This is a genomic window from Wansuia hejianensis, assembly GCF_014337215.1.
GTDB lineage: Bacteria > Bacillota > Clostridia > Lachnospirales > Lachnospiraceae > Scatomonas > Scatomonas hejianensis.
The window spans coordinates 2,051,612-2,069,850 of record NZ_CP060635.1; the positions used below are offsets into that span (position 1 = coordinate 2,051,612).

15 protein-coding genes, 3 tRNA genes and 3 rRNA genes are annotated in these 18,239 nt (G+C 49.9%); 6 read left to right on the top strand and 15 right to left on the bottom strand.

Translation table 11 applies throughout. The annotated features are described in order from the left end of the window. Positions 1 to 58: 58 nt before the first annotated feature. The 7 genes from H9Q79_RS09465 to H9Q79_RS09495 all read right to left on the bottom strand — a co-directional run bounded on the left by H9Q79_RS09465 (position 59) and on the right by H9Q79_RS09495 (position 7,429). On the bottom strand, positions 59 to 2,503 hold the full coding sequence (locus H9Q79_RS09465) for a virulence-associated E family protein (protein ID WP_249328174.1): 2,445 nt from the start codon (positions 2,501 to 2,503) through the stop codon (positions 59 to 61). A 13-nt stretch (positions 2,504 to 2,516) separates the two neighbouring features. Beyond that, positions 2,517 to 4,487 (bottom strand): DNA polymerase, encoded by a 1,971-nt coding sequence (locus H9Q79_RS09470; RefSeq protein WP_118643301.1) that lies wholly within the window; start codon positions 4,485 to 4,487, stop codon positions 2,517 to 2,519. 45 nt (positions 4,488 to 4,532) lie between these two features. Continuing rightward, positions 4,533 to 5,210 (bottom strand): DUF2815 family protein, encoded by a 678-nt coding sequence (locus H9Q79_RS09475; protein ID WP_118643299.1) that lies wholly within the window; start codon positions 5,208 to 5,210, stop codon positions 4,533 to 4,535. After that, complete coding sequence (locus H9Q79_RS09480) at positions 5,203 to 6,402, bottom strand: DUF2800 domain-containing protein (protein ID WP_118643297.1); 1,200 nt, start codon at positions 6,400 to 6,402, stop codon at positions 5,203 to 5,205. Before H9Q79_RS09480 ends, H9Q79_RS09475 begins: the two co-directional genes overlap by 8 nt. Further along, positions 6,399 to 6,818, bottom strand: coding sequence for a hypothetical protein (locus tag H9Q79_RS09485; RefSeq protein WP_118643295.1), 420 nt, complete (start codon positions 6,816 to 6,818; stop codon positions 6,399 to 6,401). Before H9Q79_RS09485 ends, H9Q79_RS09480 begins: the two co-directional genes overlap by 4 nt. A gap of 116 nt (positions 6,819 to 6,934) precedes the next feature. Beyond that, positions 6,935 to 7,165 carry a hypothetical protein gene (locus tag H9Q79_RS09490; RefSeq protein WP_118643293.1) on the bottom strand — a complete coding sequence of 77 codons (231 nt, stop codon included), beginning with the start codon at positions 7,163 to 7,165 and terminating at the stop codon, positions 6,935 to 6,937. Between the two features lie 15 nt (positions 7,166 to 7,180). After that, a complete protein-coding gene (locus H9Q79_RS09495) occupies positions 7,181 to 7,429 on the bottom strand; it encodes a hypothetical protein (protein WP_118643291.1) in 249 nt (82 codons plus the stop codon). Positions 7,430 to 8,038: 609 nt separating this feature from the next. Here H9Q79_RS09495 and H9Q79_RS09500 point away from each other — a divergent pair. Then, positions 8,039 to 8,437, top strand: a complete 399-nt coding sequence (locus H9Q79_RS09500) for a DUF2513 domain-containing protein (protein WP_249328175.1) — start codon at positions 8,039 to 8,041, stop codon at positions 8,435 to 8,437. On the opposite strand, the gene H9Q79_RS09505 is transcribed toward H9Q79_RS09500, so the two are convergent. Further along, positions 8,412 to 8,615: a hypothetical protein gene (locus H9Q79_RS09505; RefSeq protein WP_249328176.1), complete on the bottom strand. Its 204-nt coding sequence runs from the start codon at positions 8,613 to 8,615 to the stop codon at positions 8,412 to 8,414. The two genes, H9Q79_RS09500 and H9Q79_RS09505, sit on opposite strands and share 26 nt — an antisense overlap. A 2-nt stretch (positions 8,616 to 8,617) precedes the next feature. After that, positions 8,618 to 8,815 carry a helix-turn-helix domain-containing protein gene (locus H9Q79_RS09510; protein ID WP_118643285.1) on the bottom strand — a complete coding sequence of 66 codons (198 nt, stop codon included), beginning with the start codon at positions 8,813 to 8,815 and terminating at the stop codon, positions 8,618 to 8,620. A gap of 223 nt (positions 8,816 to 9,038) precedes the next feature. On the opposite strand from H9Q79_RS09510, the gene H9Q79_RS09515 reads away from it, so the two are divergent. From H9Q79_RS09515 to H9Q79_RS09535, 5 genes are all read left to right on the top strand, one after another. Further along, positions 9,039 to 9,416, top strand: a complete 378-nt coding sequence (locus tag H9Q79_RS09515) for a helix-turn-helix domain-containing protein (RefSeq protein ID WP_118643283.1) — start codon at positions 9,039 to 9,041, stop codon at positions 9,414 to 9,416. Then, on the top strand, positions 9,413 to 9,847 hold the full coding sequence (locus H9Q79_RS09520) for a hypothetical protein (RefSeq protein WP_118643281.1): 435 nt from the start codon (positions 9,413 to 9,415) through the stop codon (positions 9,845 to 9,847). Before H9Q79_RS09515 ends, H9Q79_RS09520 begins: the two co-directional genes overlap by 4 nt. 52 nt (positions 9,848 to 9,899) lie before the next feature. Beyond that, a complete protein-coding gene (locus H9Q79_RS09525; RefSeq protein ID WP_118643279.1) occupies positions 9,900 to 10,208 on the top strand; it encodes a hypothetical protein in 309 nt (102 codons plus the stop codon). 102 nt (positions 10,209 to 10,310) lie between these two features. Further along, positions 10,311 to 11,315, top strand: coding sequence for an Abi family protein (locus H9Q79_RS09530; protein ID WP_118643277.1), 1,005 nt, complete (start codon positions 10,311 to 10,313; stop codon positions 11,313 to 11,315). 354 nt (positions 11,316 to 11,669) lie between these two features. Continuing rightward, positions 11,670 to 12,743: a site-specific integrase gene (locus H9Q79_RS09535; RefSeq protein ID WP_249328177.1), complete on the top strand. Its 1,074-nt coding sequence runs from the start codon at positions 11,670 to 11,672 to the stop codon at positions 12,741 to 12,743. A 31-nt stretch (positions 12,744 to 12,774) separates the two neighbouring features. On the opposite strand, the gene H9Q79_RS09540 is transcribed toward H9Q79_RS09535, so the two are convergent. The 6 genes from H9Q79_RS09540 to H9Q79_RS09565 form a co-directional block, all read right to left on the bottom strand. Further along, positions 12,775 to 12,846 (bottom strand) — tRNA-Cys (locus H9Q79_RS09540). 14 nt (positions 12,847 to 12,860) lie between these two features. Next, positions 12,861 to 12,932, bottom strand: a tRNA-Glu gene (locus tag H9Q79_RS09545). A 9-nt stretch (positions 12,933 to 12,941) separates the two neighbouring features. Further along, a tRNA-Asn gene (locus H9Q79_RS09550) sits at positions 12,942 to 13,013 on the bottom strand. A gap of 123 nt (positions 13,014 to 13,136) precedes the next feature. Beyond that, a 23S ribosomal RNA gene (locus H9Q79_RS09555) occupies positions 13,137 to 16,033 on the bottom strand. Between the two features lie 395 nt (positions 16,034 to 16,428). Then, positions 16,429 to 16,546 (bottom strand): 5S ribosomal RNA (rrf, locus tag H9Q79_RS09560). 59 nt (positions 16,547 to 16,605) lie between these two features. Continuing rightward, positions 16,606 to 18,137 (bottom strand): 16S ribosomal RNA (locus H9Q79_RS09565). The 16S, 23S and 5S rRNA genes sit together here with 3 tRNA genes alongside, the layout of an rRNA operon. Positions 18,138 to 18,239 lie beyond the last annotated feature (102 nt).

The window sequence follows — 18,239 nt, forward strand, 5'->3', positions numbered from 1 at the left end:
GCGGCTTTGCGCCGTCAACAAAGCATGTAACATTCTGTAGACTTTGTTTTTGCGCTGTCTACATTGCAACAATCTTTTTCTCGGTTGTAGACGGGGTTTGTTGCGCCCATTCTGCCCTTCTAAACCCTCTTTGTGTTCCATAAATTCCATGCCTCCCCGAGGTTTTTTCCTTCTCCCAGTCTTTGAGTCCCAAAAGTATGTTATTGATTTCCATACTGTCCCGGCGTTGCATATATCTCGGATCACCGCCGAAGCACTCGGCCCATATCTCCATAGCGCACACCCGGTCCCGTCCGATGAGCCGCCGGCCTTCCGGCAGCTTCATGTTCCCATTCAGGAACATTCTCCGATCGTTTAGCTTCAGATCGTCCCAGTTGTCAGGGATCTGCCGGTCCAGGTAATCCCGGATCAGCCCCTCCTTTCCGGAGGATTCCTTGTGACTGTTCTGTGCCGCCTCCGCCATCTGTTCAATTTCTTTCGACAGGAACAACGGTTCTCCCAGCTGCCAGTAGGCATATGCTTCCGCCCAAACTTGATCCACTTCCTTTGGGAGATCCTCCCACACGGATTTCCTCGCAGGCTGCTGCCCCACGTCTACCGGCCAAAATCGCCGGTTTCCCGTGGCGTCTTTTAGATATTCACTGTCGTTGCTGGTACCAAAGAACACACACCGCCTGGGGTATTTGTCCGTCCGGCGCCCATAAGCCGCCCGATATATGTCGTGTGTTTTGCTTAAAAACTGCTTAATGACCTGCGTCTCCTGCTTCGTGAATGCCGACAACTCGCCCACCTCGTTAATCCAGGTGCCCTGGATCAGCTCCGCGGCCTCCTTTCCCTCAAATGTTGTCAGGGAGTCCGAGAACCAGTCCCGGCCAAGAATTGCAAGGAAGGTGCTCTTCCCGATGCCCTGCGGACCGGAAAAGATCGGCATGTAGTCAAATTTCACACCGCCTAAGATAGCCCGGGCCACAGCTGCGCACAGGGATTTCCGCATAACCGCCCGCGTATAGGGGGTATCCTCCGCGCCCAGGTAATCCGGCAACAACGTATCCACCCGTTTCACGCCGTCCCATTGCAGGCCCTGCAGGTAATCCCGCACGTCATTGATCCGGTTTTGGCTGCTGACCAGAAGAAGGGCGTTGTCCAGCTTCTCCCGTCCAGTAATCCCGTAGAAGGTTTCCATGTACCGGTAAATCCCGGCGTCGTCCGCGTCCTTCCAGCGCCGTTTTACATCTTCGGCGTTCCATGGCACCTTCCCCAACACCATACCGCAACTGGAAAATTCGTCCGTTACGATCCTTTCTTTCAGCAGGGGATCATTCTCCAGGACAATCACCGCGTTATTGATCGTCTTTTCATACTTCCCGTTTCCGTCCTTTGTAAGGCGTGAAAGCCAGCTTAGGTCATATTCACTAGCCTCCACAGGCGCCGCAAACGCCTCCTGCGCCTGTTCAAAGCGCTCTGTAGATATAAGATCCGATACCGCCTTGTCATTCATGGCCAGCCGGCTCATGGCCATGAATGACGGCAGTTTGTTATTCGGTGTTCCCTCCTTTGCTTCGGCGTCCTGGTCCCCGTATTTATGCAGCCGGATCAGGTCAAACGCGTTAACCAGCTGCCCGGAACAGGGATCTGTCGCGTGGTGGCTGTAAAGGAACAGATCGCCGTCGTACACGATCGCCCCGCCGGTCGTGGATCCGCCGGTATAAGTGTAACGCCCTGGCGCATCGGTCGCCTCATACAGCCCCGGGATGAATGTATCCATGGCCTGGGTGATCGTGTACGTCCGGCAGAACGCGCCGATCACCCCCCGTTTGGCCGTGGGGTCCTCCTGTTTGGCCAGCCGCCGGCGTTCAATCGCTTCATTGCCCGGCACCTGCGGCCACTGGATAACATCTGTCCAGTCGCCGTACATGCCCAGCAGACCGTCCAGGTTACAGAGCGGGCGGTCAAACACCTGGTAGACGTACTCACCGTCACTGCAGCAACTGGGCCAGTACATCAACCGGTTCACCTCAAAAGTAGTGGGATCGCAAAACTCGATGCCGATCAGCGCCGCCAGTTTCCGCGCTGCCGGCTCATATTCGTCCGCCGTGGCCGTCCGATCCAAAGGCACGATCACCCGGAGCCGGGGCGCATACCCGGCATGCTTCCGCGTGCTGTATACTACTGCAGCGCACCCCAGCCCGGATACACGCCGCAGGATATCATCTGTCTGTCCTGCGGGTATACTGTCCAGGTCAAGGGTCAGCAGATCCCGGCCCTCGGCGTATTCGGGTTTCCGGCGGTCATTTTTGAATGTCCCGCCTACAAATCCGCCCACATCCTTCAGTTCCGCCTGTTGTGCCTTGCCCATGGCGAGATACTGCTCATAGGTTTCACTGCTACGAACAGGAGTTTTCAGCCGATCTATAAATTCAGACCAAAGGATAGAGCTTTTCGGCCAATGCGTGGCTTTCCGGCTGCCGGCCGTGCTGATCTGAAGTTTTCTATTGTACTGCATGCCGCTCCCCCTTCTAATCTTTCATGTAATAACTGCTTTCAAATCCGGCGCCCTGTAGGATGAGCCCCGGCGCCCAGGGGATCGGCTCTGCCATCAGGCCGCAGATCTCGTCCACTGTTGTCTCCATCGGCGCGTCAATGATCACCTCATCGTGGACATGAAATACTACCTGCAATCCTTTCGCATCAATCCGGCGCAATGTCTCCGCCAGACAGTCCCTGGCAATAGCCTGGACAATGTTCTCTACCAACCTGCCGCCATACGTGGAGTCGATTCCCCATTTCCGGGTCTGCTGGCCCATCGTATAATAATGCACGGCAGGCCGTCCAAACTTGTTTTCTGCGAGAAAGGGCTTCGCGTAGAAGAGTTTTCTCCCAGACGGCAGCCGGACAGTCAGGAAGCACTGCCCGTAGATGATATCCCCTTCCAGGGCAAAAATCAGGTTATTAATTCCCTGTGGCTGCGCTGTCTGTACTGCCGCGACTGCTGCCTGATCCATTGCATACCACAGATCCACAATCCGTGGATTCGCCTGCCGCCACCGGTTTTTAATATCCGGCAGCTCGTCCTCTGAAAGTCCCATGTCAAGGGCGCCCATCCGGATCAGTGCGGCTTCTCCTCCCTGATATCCGAGAGCCAGTGTGGCCACCTTTCCCTTCTGCCGCAGAGCATACTCCGGATTCCCTTTTGCGATCTTTTCAATCGGGACGTGGAACATCTGGGACGCCGTGGCTTCGTAGATCTTTCCATGGGTAGCAAACACTTCATTCACCCACTGCTCCCCCGCCAGCCAGGCGATCACCCGGGCCTCAATGGCTGAAAAGTCTGCCACCACGAATTTACGGCCTTCTGACGGGATGAACGCCGTCCGGATCAGCTGGGACAGCGTATCCGGAACATTCCCGTAGATCATCTTCAGCCCCTTATAATTCCCGGATTTTACGATCTTTCGGGCGCCGTCTAAAGTTTTCAGATAGTTTCTCGGCAAGTTCTGCATCTGTGTCAGTCGACCGGCCCACCGCCCTGTCCGGTTCGCGCCGTAATATTGCGTCAATCCCCGGATACGGTCGCCTTCCCCTCTCTGGACATCCATGGCCACGTATTTCTTAATGGATGTCTTGCCCAGCTGCTGCCGGATCTCCAGGACACGTTTCACCGTATCCTGGGGCTGCCCGTCCAGCAAAGAGGACACTGTGTCCTTCCGCAGGTTGTCCACCTCTGTCCCCTGTTCATTCAGCCACTGCAATAGCTGCTGCTGGCTGTTCGGGTTCTGCAGACCTGTCAGCCGGATTGCTTCCTCTGTCAGCTCTGCCGTACTGGTTGCATCAATGGCCAAGGCGCCATGGATCAGTTCTGTATCTACCCGGACGCCATAAGCGTTCATTCGGACGTCCATGCGCCAGAGTTCCTCTTCGGCCTCCGGCATAGGGAACTGATCCAGCCGGCGTAAGATCTCATGCTCCGTCACCACGTCCTGCTTACAATACTCCTTAAATAGTTCCCATTTTTCAGGTGCATGTTTAGGCAGGTTCCAGGTGCGGCCGCCATTGCTCTTCGTCGGCTTACAGGGCACACAGAAATACCGGATCAGGGCCTTACCGGCAGACAGCTTCTGCTTATCCTGTGGCAGGCCGACCGCCTTGCCTGTAGCGTCCAGCCCGGCGGTATATCCGCAGTACAGGCCGTGCGCCATGGTACAGCGCCACTGTTCCAGTGGTGTTATGTATCCCGCCCGGTTTAGGCAGTACCATTCAAACGCAGCGTTATAGGCGTGCTTGACCACCGCCGGATCAGACAGGCTGTCTAAGACATCCGCCGGTAGTTCCTCCTCTTGCGCAAGGTCAATGACTTCTACTAGTGAATCATCCAGCTGGAAAGCGAACAGAAGGATCTGGAAGTCCGGCGCCTGTGCATATTTGTAAGCCCCGGCTTTCCCGATGTCTACGCTTGATTTCGTCTCTATGTCAACACTCAGATGGTGCATGAAATCCTCCTGTTAAAAGGAAAGGAGATGTTGCCTCCCCTCTTGTTAATATGGTAATCCGGTAATCGGGTTGATTCCCCCAGCTGCCGCGCCCTGCGTGATATTGGTATTCATAGATCCTGGCTGGGCGTACTGGGGCTGCGCGTAACCGTTCTGCATAGGGGCCGGCTGCTGCGCCTGAGGCATCCCAAACGCCTGCGCGGCGGATACATGGCCGCTGCTTAAAGGCTCTCCATCCCTGGTTTTTTGCACGGGTCCAAGGCCACAGCCGATCCCCTTTTTCCCGCCGAACGCGTAAGGGAAAAAGCTGACGCTCACACGTCCGTACATGCCGCTGTACACTTCTGACTGGTTAATGATCGGATTGCACTGCGCATCTACCACCTCCGGCGGATAATCCACCTTCGTGCCGGCCGTGAACACCCAATGCCCCTTACATTCAGGGCCAAATGGCAGTCCATCCGAGGAACGCACGCCATCCCCGTCATATATAGGTGTCGGTATCATTGGCGGGCACTGGCCGTTCCATTTCTCAGTAACGCCCTTCTGTTTTGCCGCCTCAATGGCCGCATTGATCCGGTTCATAGTGTCGGTGTCCGTCTTTGGCACCAACACCGTGACGCTGTACTTCTCTTCCTGCCCCGGCATCGCTGCATAGGGCTTAAACAGATGTACATAGCTCATTCTTACTTCTCCTGTTGTTACATTCGTCAATTCATTCATGATCCTTTTCCTCCTTGAACGCCTCTACGGCGGTTATTTTATTTTTGATTGCTTCCCGCTTGTCCGATTCTTTAACCAGTGTGGGCTTGCCTGGGTTCTTTACCACGTAAGCGCCCACGGCATCTTCAAAATCTTTTTTCCCTACCACCTTCTCCACCTGGGCAAGGGTCAGCGGCTTCTCCTCGTAGAGCACGGCCCGGTTGATTCCTGCTTGCTGCAGGACCTCAAAGGCAGTTTCCATGTCAGTCCACTCCCTGGACCCACGGCCTTCCACAGCCTTCCACCCGGGCACTTCGCGGCCGGCCAGACACTCCGATAGAGCCCACTCCTGCAGATCCTTCAGCCATTTGGCCACGTCTTCTCCCTGCAGCAGGTACTGTCCAGCCTCGTCTGTGGTAATCAAAGGCGGCTTCTTGCCCACTTGAAACGCCAGACGGACATTCTCTTCCGCCCTCGCCCGGCACTGGGCACGGGCACGGCAGAACCGGCACTGCTGTTCTCCAGGATGATATTCGCCCTCACCTTCCAGTGCGAGCGCCGCCTGCCGCTTTACGTACTCGCCCCAGGCCAGAAGCTCGCTAATGGTCGTATCCCACTCAGATGCCCCATCCGATAACCGTGGCTGCACGATAGATAACTTAACGCGCTCGATCGGATACAGCATCTTATACATCTCATAGGCGCCCAGGGCATACAGGGCAAGCTGCGGATTTCCCTCCGCCGATACCGGCACACCTTTGCCGTACTTAAAGTCAATTACCTGCAGCGTCTCCCCGCCGATCAGGATGCAGTCTGCTGTTCCGTAGCCCTCATTCTCATCCTCCTGATCCGCAAGGGTGTATGCCCCAAAATAGACACGCTTCTCAATCCCTTTGCTCGGATCGTGCTCAAAGGCCATTGCGGCCGTGTTCACATAGTCCAGGTATGTATCCGTGTGACGCATCATCTCATCCTGCCACAGCGGTTTTTTCTTCAGTTTGTTGACCTCCCGTGTGAACTTTGACCTGGGCAGGTCGTTCGTGAAAAAGTGATGCTTCAGCTTCAGCTCCGCGAGATCATGCACCAGCGTTCCTTCACTGGCCGCCTCGGACGTAGTATCCGGAAACTGCAACTCCAGCTTCGCGCTGGGCGGGCAGGCCAGCCACCGGTGGGCACCGGACGCGCTTAATAAAGAATGTTTTTTCCCGCTCATATCTGTGCCCCCAGATCCCGGAGTGCTGTGGCAAAGGCACCATACTGCGCAGGCGGCAGTGCCGGAAGTGCCTGAACACCAAATCTCGTTAACAGTTGCTGCAGATCTGCCTGACGGCCAACATCCATGAGCGTCATGCCGGCACGCGCCAGATCATCCAGTGTATAGGTGGGTGTAGTTGTCGGCACTGCCTGTTGTACCGGAGCCTGCTGGACAGGAGGCGCAACTTGCTGGGTAACTGCCGGCTGTACCGTGGGTGTCACCGACGGCTGTACGGTTGATGATTCTGACTGGATCAGTGGCGTTACCGGGGTAACCTTCGTCTGTACGGCGTCTATGCCAGGGTGGGCTTTTGTCCCGTTTAACTCAGCTAAAAACTCTTTCATTTCCTTCAACGATTCAAATTCAATCCTCATTCTGTTTATCCTCCATTGATTTTTTCTGATCTTTACTTTATAATGAGCGTGAAACTATTAGAATCCATTTTAACGAGTTTCAGTATCGACCTCGGCGGTCTGCCTAACTGCCGGGGTCAATCTTTTGCCCAGCTCTGGGCGATTATGGCACCCACCAGTAACGGGATTGCCGCCAGCCCCAAGCGTGGGTCTTGTTCTACCCGGAACAGTAATACAATTCCGACGACTCCTGTGATGGCTGTCAGCACCTTCAACAGCGTTCTCTTGTGCCCCTGCCAGTATGTAGGCTGTGGCCGCTGACGTAGGTGGATGTTTCCGGCTTCCGGCCATTCGGTCCATTCAGGCATTATCCTCACCTCCTCTCATATAATCTTTGTTCTGGCCATATCGTCTTCTGCAATATTTAGCGTCCTATAGATCGCCCGTAGTTCTCCGATTCGGAACTTTTCAGGATGCTTCATCCGGTCATAATAGGTGCTGACCGCCATCCCTGACCTGCGGGCCAGCTCTGGGCCTTCATAGCCAGATATAGCCAGCTTTCCAGCGATCCGTTCACGAATCAGATTATTCTGCTCTTTTGCCGGATCTCGGCAAAAATTTGTTTTTGGCATTTGTGTGCCTCCTTTCATTGATTTTACATTTTTCCCGTCCTATACTGTACTTACAGGCCCCGCCAGGCCGAGTAAAAAGCGAAAGGAGTGTTGTTATGTATACTGTTACGGTTTATGACAAGTCGAAGAAGATGTTCCGAATATACCGCTCTATCCATAGTATTAAGTATTTCGACTTGGTTGATGATTGGGTCACCGTTTCAGGAGATGCCATCTCATCACATCAGTTTCCCATGAATTGCACCTATCAACTATTGTCCGAAACCGCCAACTATAATATTGGCAAAGATATTGTTGGCTGCATCGAAGTTGAAATGGAATCTTAACATGGATGCCCACATATGATCGTAACTTTCGTATGTGGGCGTTCCCTGGTCAGGTCGTCCAGTTTTTTGAGTAGATTTTCGAATTTTTTTGGCTCTGTGGCTTCATATGGTATATAGACCACAAGATCTATTCGCTTTTTCTTTCTGAAAAATTTTCTCACTGTGCTTATTCAACCTCCTTCTTCTGTTCCGTCTCATGCGGATTATTGTCTTTTTTCTTCTGCTGCTGTATACTCTTTTTATCAGGCTTCCATCTGAAATATTTATGAAAGGAGCATCTTCTATGAAATTTAATCCGGACTGTATGAGAGATATTTTGCTTTACCTAGAAGAAAACTTAACTCTTTCTCCAGATCTTGAAATTCAATTCATAAGTGTTCAAGATTTAAGTAAAAACCTTCCATACCCAATTCAGGAAATTGCAAATATGGTGCTTGTTTTGGACGATGCGGAATTTATTGACGCGTCAAGATTTGATGCAGGTAATCAAATCTGTGAATTGCTCGTTTTGCGAATCACCTATTCTGGTTATCAGCTTATTGAATCTATACGTCCTCAACCTGTATGGAAAAAAATCAAGTCAATAGGTCAAAACATCGGGTCTTTTTCCACAAGCGTCATTTTGCAAATTGCATCCGGCGTATTAACTCCGATGGTTAGTGCTTTCTTGAAAAATCCTTAATCATATTCTGCACTACAAAACCAGTACATTCTTTTATTTCTTCATCTAACGGTTGCTTGTACTGTTTTTTTTCAATGTAATAAACCATCGTCAATGTTGCGACCTTCCATTTTATCCATTTTGATGCAGTAAAAATCAACGCTATCACAAGTATTGTGATAATAATCGCCGCTCCCACAATCATCCCACCTCCTCTTCTTCCAACAGCTTCTCGATCGGAACGCCAAGGAAATCAGCTACTTTCTGCACTTTGCGAATGCCAGGTTCATTTTCATTCCACTTTGATATGCTCCCGTTTGAAAGTTCACACTGCTTTTCCACATATCCGACCGAAACGCCTTTTTCCGAGCATACTCTTTTTACGTTATCGTAAAGCATATTTAACCTCCCTTCTATTAATCGGCACAGAAAATATTCTACGCAAGTATTGACTTTTTACCGAAAATATTCTAATATAGAGCTACCACACAATATATAGAACATGTTCATTATTACTTGATTTACAGAAAGTTTTCTGTGCCTATGTCTTTATTATACAGAATACTTTCTATTTGTCAAGCTGTTTTTGCAGAAAGTTTTCTGTATAATAAGGAGAGGCATCATGACTTTATATGAACGCATTGAAACTTTGCGAAAAAGCAAAAATATTTCTCAGGGGAAATTAGAAAAGGAACTTGGGTTTTCGAACGGATCAATATCTAAATGGAAGAACAGCACCCCTACCACAGAGCGTCTACAAAAACTTGCTGACTATTTTGGAGTTACTGTGGAGTATTTGTTGACCGGGGAAGAAGCTGAATCAGAAGTTTATTATACTAACCCAGAAACCGCACGAATGGCGCAGGAAATGTTTGAAGACCCAGACATGCGATCACTGTTTGACATGAAACGGAATATGGAGCCGGACAAATTTAAAGCCCACGTAAACTTTATGCGTGAGCTGTACCGTAAAGAGCATCCAGAGGATGATGGTCTATGAACGAGATTGTAAATATCCAGCTGTTAAACATGGAGATCGGAGTGAAAGAACAGCTTGTGGAATTGCCTGACGGGAATTATACGTTGTTTCTCAATTCCCGTTACTCTACCGATACAAATTATGAGTCATACCTGCACGCCTACAATAAACATGTGTTGGGAAACGATTTCGAAAAATCGAATGTTCAGCAGATAGAAGCCGTTGCGCACGTAGACAACAACCCGCCGGCTCCAAAGGCCGAGAAAAGGTCCACGCCTGCTGCTATGATGAGCCGGAATATATTTGAAAAGCGCATACAGGCCATTAAACGCAGGCAGAGGCGCATCCGTAAAGAACTGGCGCGGGTTGAGAGGGACATGAAGAAACTTGAACGCTACGGAGTAGATTTCTTCGCGCGAGCGGAAGAAGAACATTTATATGGCGGTTTATGATTAATTCGCCTATGGCGTTTTAATAAAACTACCCATGAAGGAGGAAAAAGGAATGTTTGAAACACGTGGTAAGCTTTACAAGGCAATTGGTGGTGCGATAATCATAATTGCCATCATCGCAACAATATGTTACTGTCGTTCAGAACGCATAATATCATCTGAATATTTGGAAAACTCTATAAAATATCCCCACTCTTACGCTTTGGAAGACGCTGAAGCTGAGGATTACACATATCCTGTTGCTAAAGGCTTTGTAATCGTAGCCTTCGCATCGGCTCTCGGTATACTAATCTGCGGTATAGGGGATATCGTTGACCGGTTAGATACTAAAAACGAACCATCAGAAAACAAAGAAATTTAGTTGGCTCTCCAGCCCCGCGGGGCGGGCCACCTTGACAATATAATATGCTTAACCGGGCAGTTAATGATATTTTCCTAATCAAAATAGAGGTGAATAAATTATATGAGTAACGATAAATTCTTTTTAACATATAACCAGCAGATGCGGAAACTTAGAAATGATAAACATATTATCTGCGAGGGCTCTTCCCACAAAAAAATCCTGGTGCGTGCAGGATATTTTAATATTGTCAACGGCTATAAAAATCCATTTGTTAGTGGACAGGACAGTCAGGGCAACCATTTTTATATAGCTGGAACCTCTATAGATCAATTACATTATGTAAAAAAATTTGATGATCAATTACGTTCATTTCTATTGCGTTATATTACACAAGTAGAGGAAGAAGCAAGAACGCTTACAGCATATAAATTCGATGAATGCAATGATAATGGCTCTATTTCTTGGTATGACACAAATGCCTACTCCCCAAATAGATCGCTACAGGAAAAAATGGATGTTATATCAAGGGCTTACAACGAATTAAGCCAAAGTAGACTTGACTACGTTAAATTTTATATGGACAATCATGCGCAAATTCCTACTTGGATTATGATAAAAGTTGTTAATTTTTCTACATTCATTGACATTATAAATGTAAGTAAAACAGATGTGTCTCATTCTCTATGTAATTTGTATGGCTTAGAAGACAAAAACCTGCAACCAAATGTCAAGCTTCTAATTGGCTGCCTTCATTGGATGAGAAAAATAAGAAATTCTTGTGCACACAATGAACGCATTTATTGTCTTACTCGCAAAAAGAACACGCATGAACGTTCGGGCAGAATCCTTGAAAAATATTTTCAATCGCTTAGCCGCGGCTACACTAGAGACTTAAATCAAAAAATTTTCGACTTAATCGTGTATTTTAAATACTTTCTTCCTAGAAGCGAATACAAGCAATTTATTTTAACTTTAAAAAATATGTTATCAGATTTACAGAGTAAAATTCACCCACATGCCTTTGAAAATATAAGGGGGCAAATGGGAATAAAAAACCTATCAGACTTAGATACTTTGCTCGCAATTCCGAAAGACGAAATAGTCTATAATAAATTTGATAAATAATCTTTATAAATATTTCTAAGTACCATACGAATAAAAAATGCTCACAGAAATATAACTAAACTGTGTAAAAAACATCATTTTAATGGGTTGTAATATTTTTCAAAATATAGTAGTATACTTGTACAGAGAGAACCATATTGATTATGGTTGAAAGGCACTCATGCAAGTATTTGTATGGGTGTCTTTTACTTTGTAAACAAAACCGGCTCAGTGCTACTAACACCGAACCGGCCGCTCTCCGAAGAGATACACTATTACGATCACATATATTGTATCATCTTCGGACAGCCATCGCAAGCGGAACAGACGTTCCGGTGGCTGTTAATTTTATACTCAAAAAGGAGGATGATCAACATGCCAACTGCAAAAAAACTGCCATCAGGATCATGGAGATGTCAGGTATTTAGCCATTACGAAGAAGTAAAGCAAGAGGACGGATCAGTAAGAAAGAAACGCATCTATAAAAGCTTTACCAGTGACGATCCGTCGCGCGCCGGGAAGAAGGCCGCCGAACTGGCCGCGACGCAGTATGCCGCTGAAAAGAGACGTCCTACAGGAAGCTGCATGATGACATTTGGTGAGGCACTGGATGAGTACATAGAAAACCGCACCTCTGTGCTTTCCCCGCGTACCGTTATGGATTATAAGCGGATCCGGAAGAAGGACGTGCAAAGTCTTATGAATATTCGTATATGTGATCTTACCCAGGACCATATTCAGGCAGCAATCAATGATGACGCCATGATACACAGTCCTAAAACTGTACGCAATAATCACGGTCTTATATCTGCCGTGTTGAAGCAATACAGGCCAGAATTTGCGCTTAATACTTCTCTTCCAAAAAGGAAGCGAGCTGACCTGTATATTCCATCCGATAAGGATATCAAAAAATTAATGCAGTACATATCAGGGACTGACATGGAACTGCCAGTGTTGCTGGCGGCATTCGGGCCAATGCGCAGGGGAGAGATCTGCGCACTTTCTTCCGATGACATAAACGGCAATATTGTTCACGTCTGCCGTAATATGGTTTATACGGAAGATAAAAAATGGATTATTAAATCCCCTAAAAGCTATGCCGGTGACCGTTATATCAATTATCCGTCTTTCGTGGCTGAGAAATGGAAGGATACAAGGGGCATGTTAGTCAATCTGACTCCAGGCGCCATCACCGCGAGATTCAATAGGATACTGAAATTATCTGGCATTCCCCATTTTCGTTTCCACGATCTCCGGCATTACTCAGCCAGCGTACAGCACACGATTGGAATACCGGACGCCTATATCATGCAGCGTGGTGGTTGGAGCAGTGATGGTGTATTAAAAACCGTATACCGCCACGCCCTGTCAGATAAATCGTCCGAAATGGATGATCTGGCTAATGGTTACTTCAATGATTTATGCAACACGAAATGCAACACGAAATAGAAAAAGTACCGTATTTACGGTACTTTTAAAGAGGCGTCGACCGGATTTGAACCGGTGGATACTGGTGTTGCAGACCATTGCCTTACCACTTGGCTACGACGCCATATATTTTATAGATGACTCCGACGGGAATCGAACCCGTGTTACCGCCGTGAAAGGGCGATGTCTTAACCGCTTGACCACGGAGCCTTAAAAAAGCTCCCCGAGTTGGGCTCGAACCAACAACCCTTCGGTTAACAGCCGAATGCTCTACCATTGAGCTATCGAGGAACACTTCCATTTCTTCCGCCCTTCAGCAGATCCATGGGTTATGAAATTGAAGGACATACCTTCAAAACCGCATACACAATCTTTCATCTTTTCCCCTGCTTTTCTCTGAACGCCTGCCTTCTTCTGGTCAAGCCCTCGACCGATTAGTAACAGTCAGCTCCACACATTGCTGCGCTTCCACCTCTGCCCTATCTACCTCGTCGTCTTCAAGGGGTCTTACTTCTTCTTAGAATGGGATATCTCATCTTGAGGGGGGCTTCACGCTTAGATGCCTTCAGCGTTTATCCCTTCCGGACTTGGCTACCCTGCCATGCAGCTGGCGCTGCAACAGGTCCACCAGCGGTCCGTCCATCCCGGTCCTCTCGTACTAAGGACAGCTCCTCTCAAATATCCTGCGCCCACGCCGGATAGGGACCGAACTGTCTCACGACGTTCTGAACCCAGCTCGCGTACCGCTTTAATGGGCGAACAGCCCAACCCTTGGGACCTACTACAGCCCCAGGATGCGATGAGCCGACATCGAGGTGCCAAACCACTCCGTCGATGTGAACTCTTGGGAGTGATAAGCCTGTTATCCCCAGGGTAGCTTTTATCCGTTGAGCGATGGCATTCCCACTTAATACCACCGGATCACTAAGCCCTACTTTCGTACCTGCTCCACCCGTCGGTGTCGCAGTCAAGCTCCCTTCTGCCTTTACACTCTCTGGATGGTTTCCAACCATCCTGAGGGAACCTTTGGGCGCCTCCGATACCCTTTCGGAGGCGACCGCCCCAGTCAAACTCCCCGTCTGGCATTGTCCCCCGCCCGGTTCACGGGCGCAGGTTAGAAACCCAATACTGCAAGGGTGGTATCCCAACATTGGCTCCACGGCAACTGGCGTCACCGCTTCATAGCCTCCCACCTATCCTGTACATGCAATACCGAATCCCAGTACCAAACTGGAGTAAAGCTCCATGGGGTCTTTCCGTCCTGGCGCGGGTAACCAGCATCTTCACTGGTACTTCAATTTCACCGGATGCATTGTCGAGACAGCGCTCAAATCATTACGCCTTTCGTGCGGGTCGGAACTTACCCGACAAGGAATTTCGCTACCTTAGGACCGTTATAGTTACGGCCGCCGTTTACTGGGGCTTAAATTCAAAGCTTCGCCGTTCGGCTAACCTCTCCTCTTAACCTTCCAGCACCGGGCAGGCGTCAGCCCATATACTTCACCTTTCGGTTTCGCATAGACCTGTGTTTTTGCTAAACAGTTGCTTGAGCCTATTCTCTGCGGCCTGCTCTCGCAGGCACCCCTTCTCCCGAAGTTACGGGGCCATTTTGCCGAGTTCCTTAACAATGCTTCTTCCGTCGGCCTTAGGATTCTCTCCTCATCCACCTGTGTCGGTTTACGGTACGGGTACAGTAAAAGCAATAGCGGCTTTTCTTGGTACATGGCTCACACGCTTCCCTACTATATTTCGGTCCGCATCACGTCTTCGGCTTGGCCGGCGGATTTGCCTTCCGGCCACCTACCTCGCTTGCACGCGGCTTTCCACTCCGCGCCCGTGCTTTCCACATACGTCCCCACAGTTCTGTTTTACTGCAGTGCAGGAATCTCAACCTGCTGTCCATCGGCTACGGCTTTCGCCCTCGCCTTAGGTCCCGACTTACCCAGGGCAGATCAGCTTTACCCTGGAAACCTTAGATATTCGGCCGAGAGGATTCTCACCTCTCTCTCGCTACTCATTCCGGCATTCTCTCTTCAAGGCATTCCACAGCTCCTTACGGTACTGCTTCTTTACGCCTTCAATGCTCCTCTACCATGCCCCTTTCGGAACATCCTGAGCTTCGGTGTCGTGTTTCAGCCCCGGACATTTTCGGCGCAGGACCTCTCGACCAGTGAGCTATTACGCACTCTTTGAATGTGTGGCTGCTTCTGAGCCAACATCCTGGTTGTCTTTGAAATCCCACATCCTTTTCCACTTAACACGCACTTTGGGACCTTAGCTGCAGGTCTGGGCTCTTTCCCTTTTGACTGCCCAACTTATCTCGTGCAGTCTGACTCCCGGTCATCAATTACGCGGCATTCGGAGTTTGATATCTCTTGGTAAGCTTTGACGCCCCCTTAAGAATTCAGTGCTCTACCTCCGCAAATCTTGACCGAGGCTAGCCCTAAAGCTATTTCGAGGAGAACCAGCTATCTCCGGGTTCGATTGGAATTTCTCCCCTACCCACACCTCATCGCCACCCTTTTCAACGGATGTGCGTTCGGCCCTCCACTACCTCTTACGGCAGCTTCAGCCTGGACATGGGTAGATCACCCGGTTTCGGGTCTGCCTGCTCTGACTCCTTCGCCCTCTTAAGACTTGGTTTCCCTTCGGCTCCGCAGCTTCTGCTGCTTAACCTTGCCAGAGACGGCAACTCGCCGGACCGTTCTACAAAAAGTACGCGGTTCCACGCATGATCGTGGTTCCACAGCTTGTAGACACAGGGTTTCAGGTTCTCTTTCACTCCCCTCCCGGGGTCCTTTTCACCTTTCCTTCACAGTACTATGCGCTATCGGTCACTGAGGAGTATTTAGCCTTGGGGGGTGGTCCCCCCTGCTTCCCACAGGGTTTCCCGTGTCCCGTGGTACTCTGGATCCTGCCGGGCTGTTCCTGATTTCGTCTACGGGGCTTTCACCCTCTCTGGCTGGCTTTCCCAAAACCATTCCCCTATCATTCACAATCCCTTGCGGCAGTCCACAACCCCGCGATGCATGCATCACGGTTTGGGCTCCTTCCCTTTCGCTCGCCGCTACTTAGGAAATCGATGTTTCTTTCTCTTCCTCCGGGTACTTAGATGTTTCAGTTCCCCGGGTTCCCCTCCATACGTTATGGATTGGCGTATGGATCTATGAGGTCTTCTCATAGGGGTTTCCCCATTCGGATATCTCCGGATCTATGGATATTTGCTCCTCCCCGAAGCTTTTCGCAGCTTGTCACGTCCTTCATCGGCTCTCAGTGCCTAGGCATCCACCCTGCGCCCTTCATGCTTGACCTTTTCTTTCGGCCTCCCTTCCACCCTAGCGTGGGCTTCCGGGTTTTCTCGTTCATGAATTGCATTTTCCCCACCCCTTTGGCAAAGGGTGCGGCTGCCAGTCGCCTGCCTCAGATCTCTCCTTCGCAGCCTCCTGGACTTCTGGTTTGATAACGTTACTTTCGTAACGCCTCGGATGTCTTTCCTATCTCTTTACGTTATTACGCTTGGATATAGATTATTGTGTATGCAGTTTTCAAGGTACGTCTGTACGGGAGCGGTTGAACCATTGGTTCATGAGGTTCCCGTCTGCTGACTGTGTTTATCAGTCATTTAAGAACAGGATCTTTCCTATTCTTAAATCACTGGTAAAACCAGCTCTCTATCTGAAAAGCTTTCGCTTCTTTTTTAAAAGGGATCCGGCAGCCACCTGCTCTCCCACACCGTCTCCAGTGCAGTACCATCGGCCGCTTAAGTCTTAACCTTCGTGTTCGGGATGGGTACGGGTGTGTCCCCTAAGCGTATCGCCACCGGAAGCTTCTGAGTCCTTCATAACTCAACAGTAAAACACTTCCTCTACTTCTTCTTCCTTAGAAAGGAGGTGATCCAGCCGCACCTTCCGATACGGCTACCTTGTTACGACTTCACCCCAGTTATCAGTCCTGCCTTCGACTGCTCCCTCCTTTCGGTTGGGTCACAGGCTTCGGGCATTACTAACTCCCATGGTGTGACGGGCGGTGTGTACAAGACCCGGGAACGTATTCACCGCGACATTCTGATTCGCGATTACTAGCGATTCCAGCTTCGTGTAGTCGGGTTGCAGACTACAGTCCGAACTGGGACGTTATTTTTGAGATTCGCTAAAGGTCGCCCTCTCGCTTCCCTTTGTTTACGCCATTGTAGCACGTGTGTAGCCCAAATCATAAGGGGCATGATGATTTGACGTCATCCCCACCTTCCTCCAGGTTGTCCCTGGCAGTCTCCCTAGAGTGCCCAGCTCTACCTGCTGGCTACTAAGGATAAGGGTTGCGCTCGTTGCGGGACTTAACCCAACATCTCACGACACGAGCTGACGACAACCATGCACCACCTGTCTCCTCTGCCCCGTAGGGAAGGCCCCGTTACGGGCCGGTCAGAGGGATGTCAAGACTTGGTAAGGTTCTTCGCGTTGCTTCGAATTAAACCACATGCTCCACCGCTTGTGCGGGTCCCCGTCAATTCCTTTGAGTTTCATTCTTGCGAACGTACTCCCCAGGTGGAATACTTAATGCGTTTGCGGCGGCACCGAAAGGCTTTGCCTCCCGACACCTAGTATTCATCGTTTACGGCGTGGACTACCAGGGTATCTAATCCTGTTTGCTCCCCACGCTTTCGAGCCTCAACGTCAGTTACCGTCCAGTAAGCCGCCTTCGCCACTGGTGTTCCTCCTAATATCTACGCATTTCACCGCTACACTAGGAATTCCGCTTACCCCTCCGGTACTCAAGCTCCACAGTTTCCAAAGCAGTCCCAGGGTTGAGCCCCGGGTTTTCACTCCAGACTTGCAGAGCCGTCTACGCTCCCTTTACACCCAGTAAATCCGGATAACGCTTGCCCCCTACGTATTACCGCGGCTGCTGGCACGTAGTTAGCCGGGGCTTCTTAGTCAGGTACCGTCATTTTCTTCCCTGCTGATAGAGCTTTACATACCGAAATACTTCTTCGCTCACGCGGCGTCGCTGCATCAGGGTTTCCCCCATTGTGCAATATTCCCCACTGCTGCCTCCCGTAGGAGTTTGGGCCGTGTCTCAGTCCCAATGTGGCCGGTCGCCCTCTCAGGCCGGCTATAGATCGTCGCTTTGGTAGGCCGTTACCCTGCCAACTGGCTAATCTAACGCGGGTCCATCTCATACCACCGGAGTTTTTCACACAAAGGCATGCGCCTTCGTGCGCTTATGCGGTATTAGCAGTCATTTCTAACTGTTATCCCCCTGTATGAGGCAGGTTACCCACGCGTTACTCACCCGTCCGCCGCTCAGTCGCCCGGCCTTCAATCCGAAGAAATCCGTCCGGGTGCTTCGCTCGACTTGCATGTGTTAAGCACGCCGCCAGCGTTCATCCTGAGCCAGGATCAAACTCTCTAAAAAGTTGTTCCTTTGTCAGGATTAACTACTAGCTAATCCATCCATTTTTACTGCTTTTAAGGATCTTTCGATCATTCAAGAATATATCATATCTTTTTGAATTTT

What these genes read in the sequence shown, in the direction of transcription:
- H9Q79_RS09490 (WP_118643293.1), bottom strand. Translation starts at nt 7,165, where the DNA reads ATGCCTGAATGGACCGAATGGCCGGAAGCCGGAAACATCCACCTACGT.
- H9Q79_RS09480 (WP_118643297.1), bottom strand. Translation starts at nt 6,402, where the DNA reads ATGAGCGGGAAAAAACATTCTTTATTAAGCGCGTCCGGTGCCCACCGG.
- H9Q79_RS09535 (WP_249328177.1), top strand. Translation starts at nt 11,670, where the DNA reads ATGCCAACTGCAAAAAAACTGCCATCAGGATCATGGAGATGTCAGGTA.
- H9Q79_RS09530 (WP_118643277.1), top strand. Translation starts at nt 10,311, where the DNA reads ATGAGTAACGATAAATTCTTTTTAACATATAACCAGCAGATGCGGAAA.
- H9Q79_RS09495 (WP_118643291.1), bottom strand. Translation starts at nt 7,429, where the DNA reads ATGCCAAAAACAAATTTTTGCCGAGATCCGGCAAAAGAGCAGAATAAT.
- H9Q79_RS09500 (WP_249328175.1), top strand. Translation starts at nt 8,039, where the DNA reads ATGAAATTTAATCCGGACTGTATGAGAGATATTTTGCTTTACCTAGAA.
- H9Q79_RS09485 (WP_118643295.1), bottom strand. Translation starts at nt 6,818, where the DNA reads ATGAGGATTGAATTTGAATCGTTGAAGGAAATGAAAGAGTTTTTAGCT.
- H9Q79_RS09520 (WP_118643281.1), top strand. Translation starts at nt 9,413, where the DNA reads ATGAACGAGATTGTAAATATCCAGCTGTTAAACATGGAGATCGGAGTG.
- H9Q79_RS09475 (WP_118643299.1), bottom strand. Translation starts at nt 5,210, where the DNA reads ATGAATGAATTGACGAATGTAACAACAGGAGAAGTAAGAATGAGCTAT.
- H9Q79_RS09510 (WP_118643285.1), bottom strand. Translation starts at nt 8,815, where the DNA reads ATGCTTTACGATAACGTAAAAAGAGTATGCTCGGAAAAAGGCGTTTCG.
- H9Q79_RS09525 (WP_118643279.1), top strand. Translation starts at nt 9,900, where the DNA reads ATGTTTGAAACACGTGGTAAGCTTTACAAGGCAATTGGTGGTGCGATA.
- H9Q79_RS09515 (WP_118643283.1), top strand. Translation starts at nt 9,039, where the DNA reads ATGACTTTATATGAACGCATTGAAACTTTGCGAAAAAGCAAAAATATT.
- H9Q79_RS09470 (WP_118643301.1), bottom strand. Translation starts at nt 4,487, where the DNA reads ATGCACCATCTGAGTGTTGACATAGAGACGAAATCAAGCGTAGACATC.
- H9Q79_RS09465 (WP_249328174.1), bottom strand. Translation starts at nt 2,503, where the DNA reads ATGCAGTACAATAGAAAACTTCAGATCAGCACGGCCGGCAGCCGGAAA.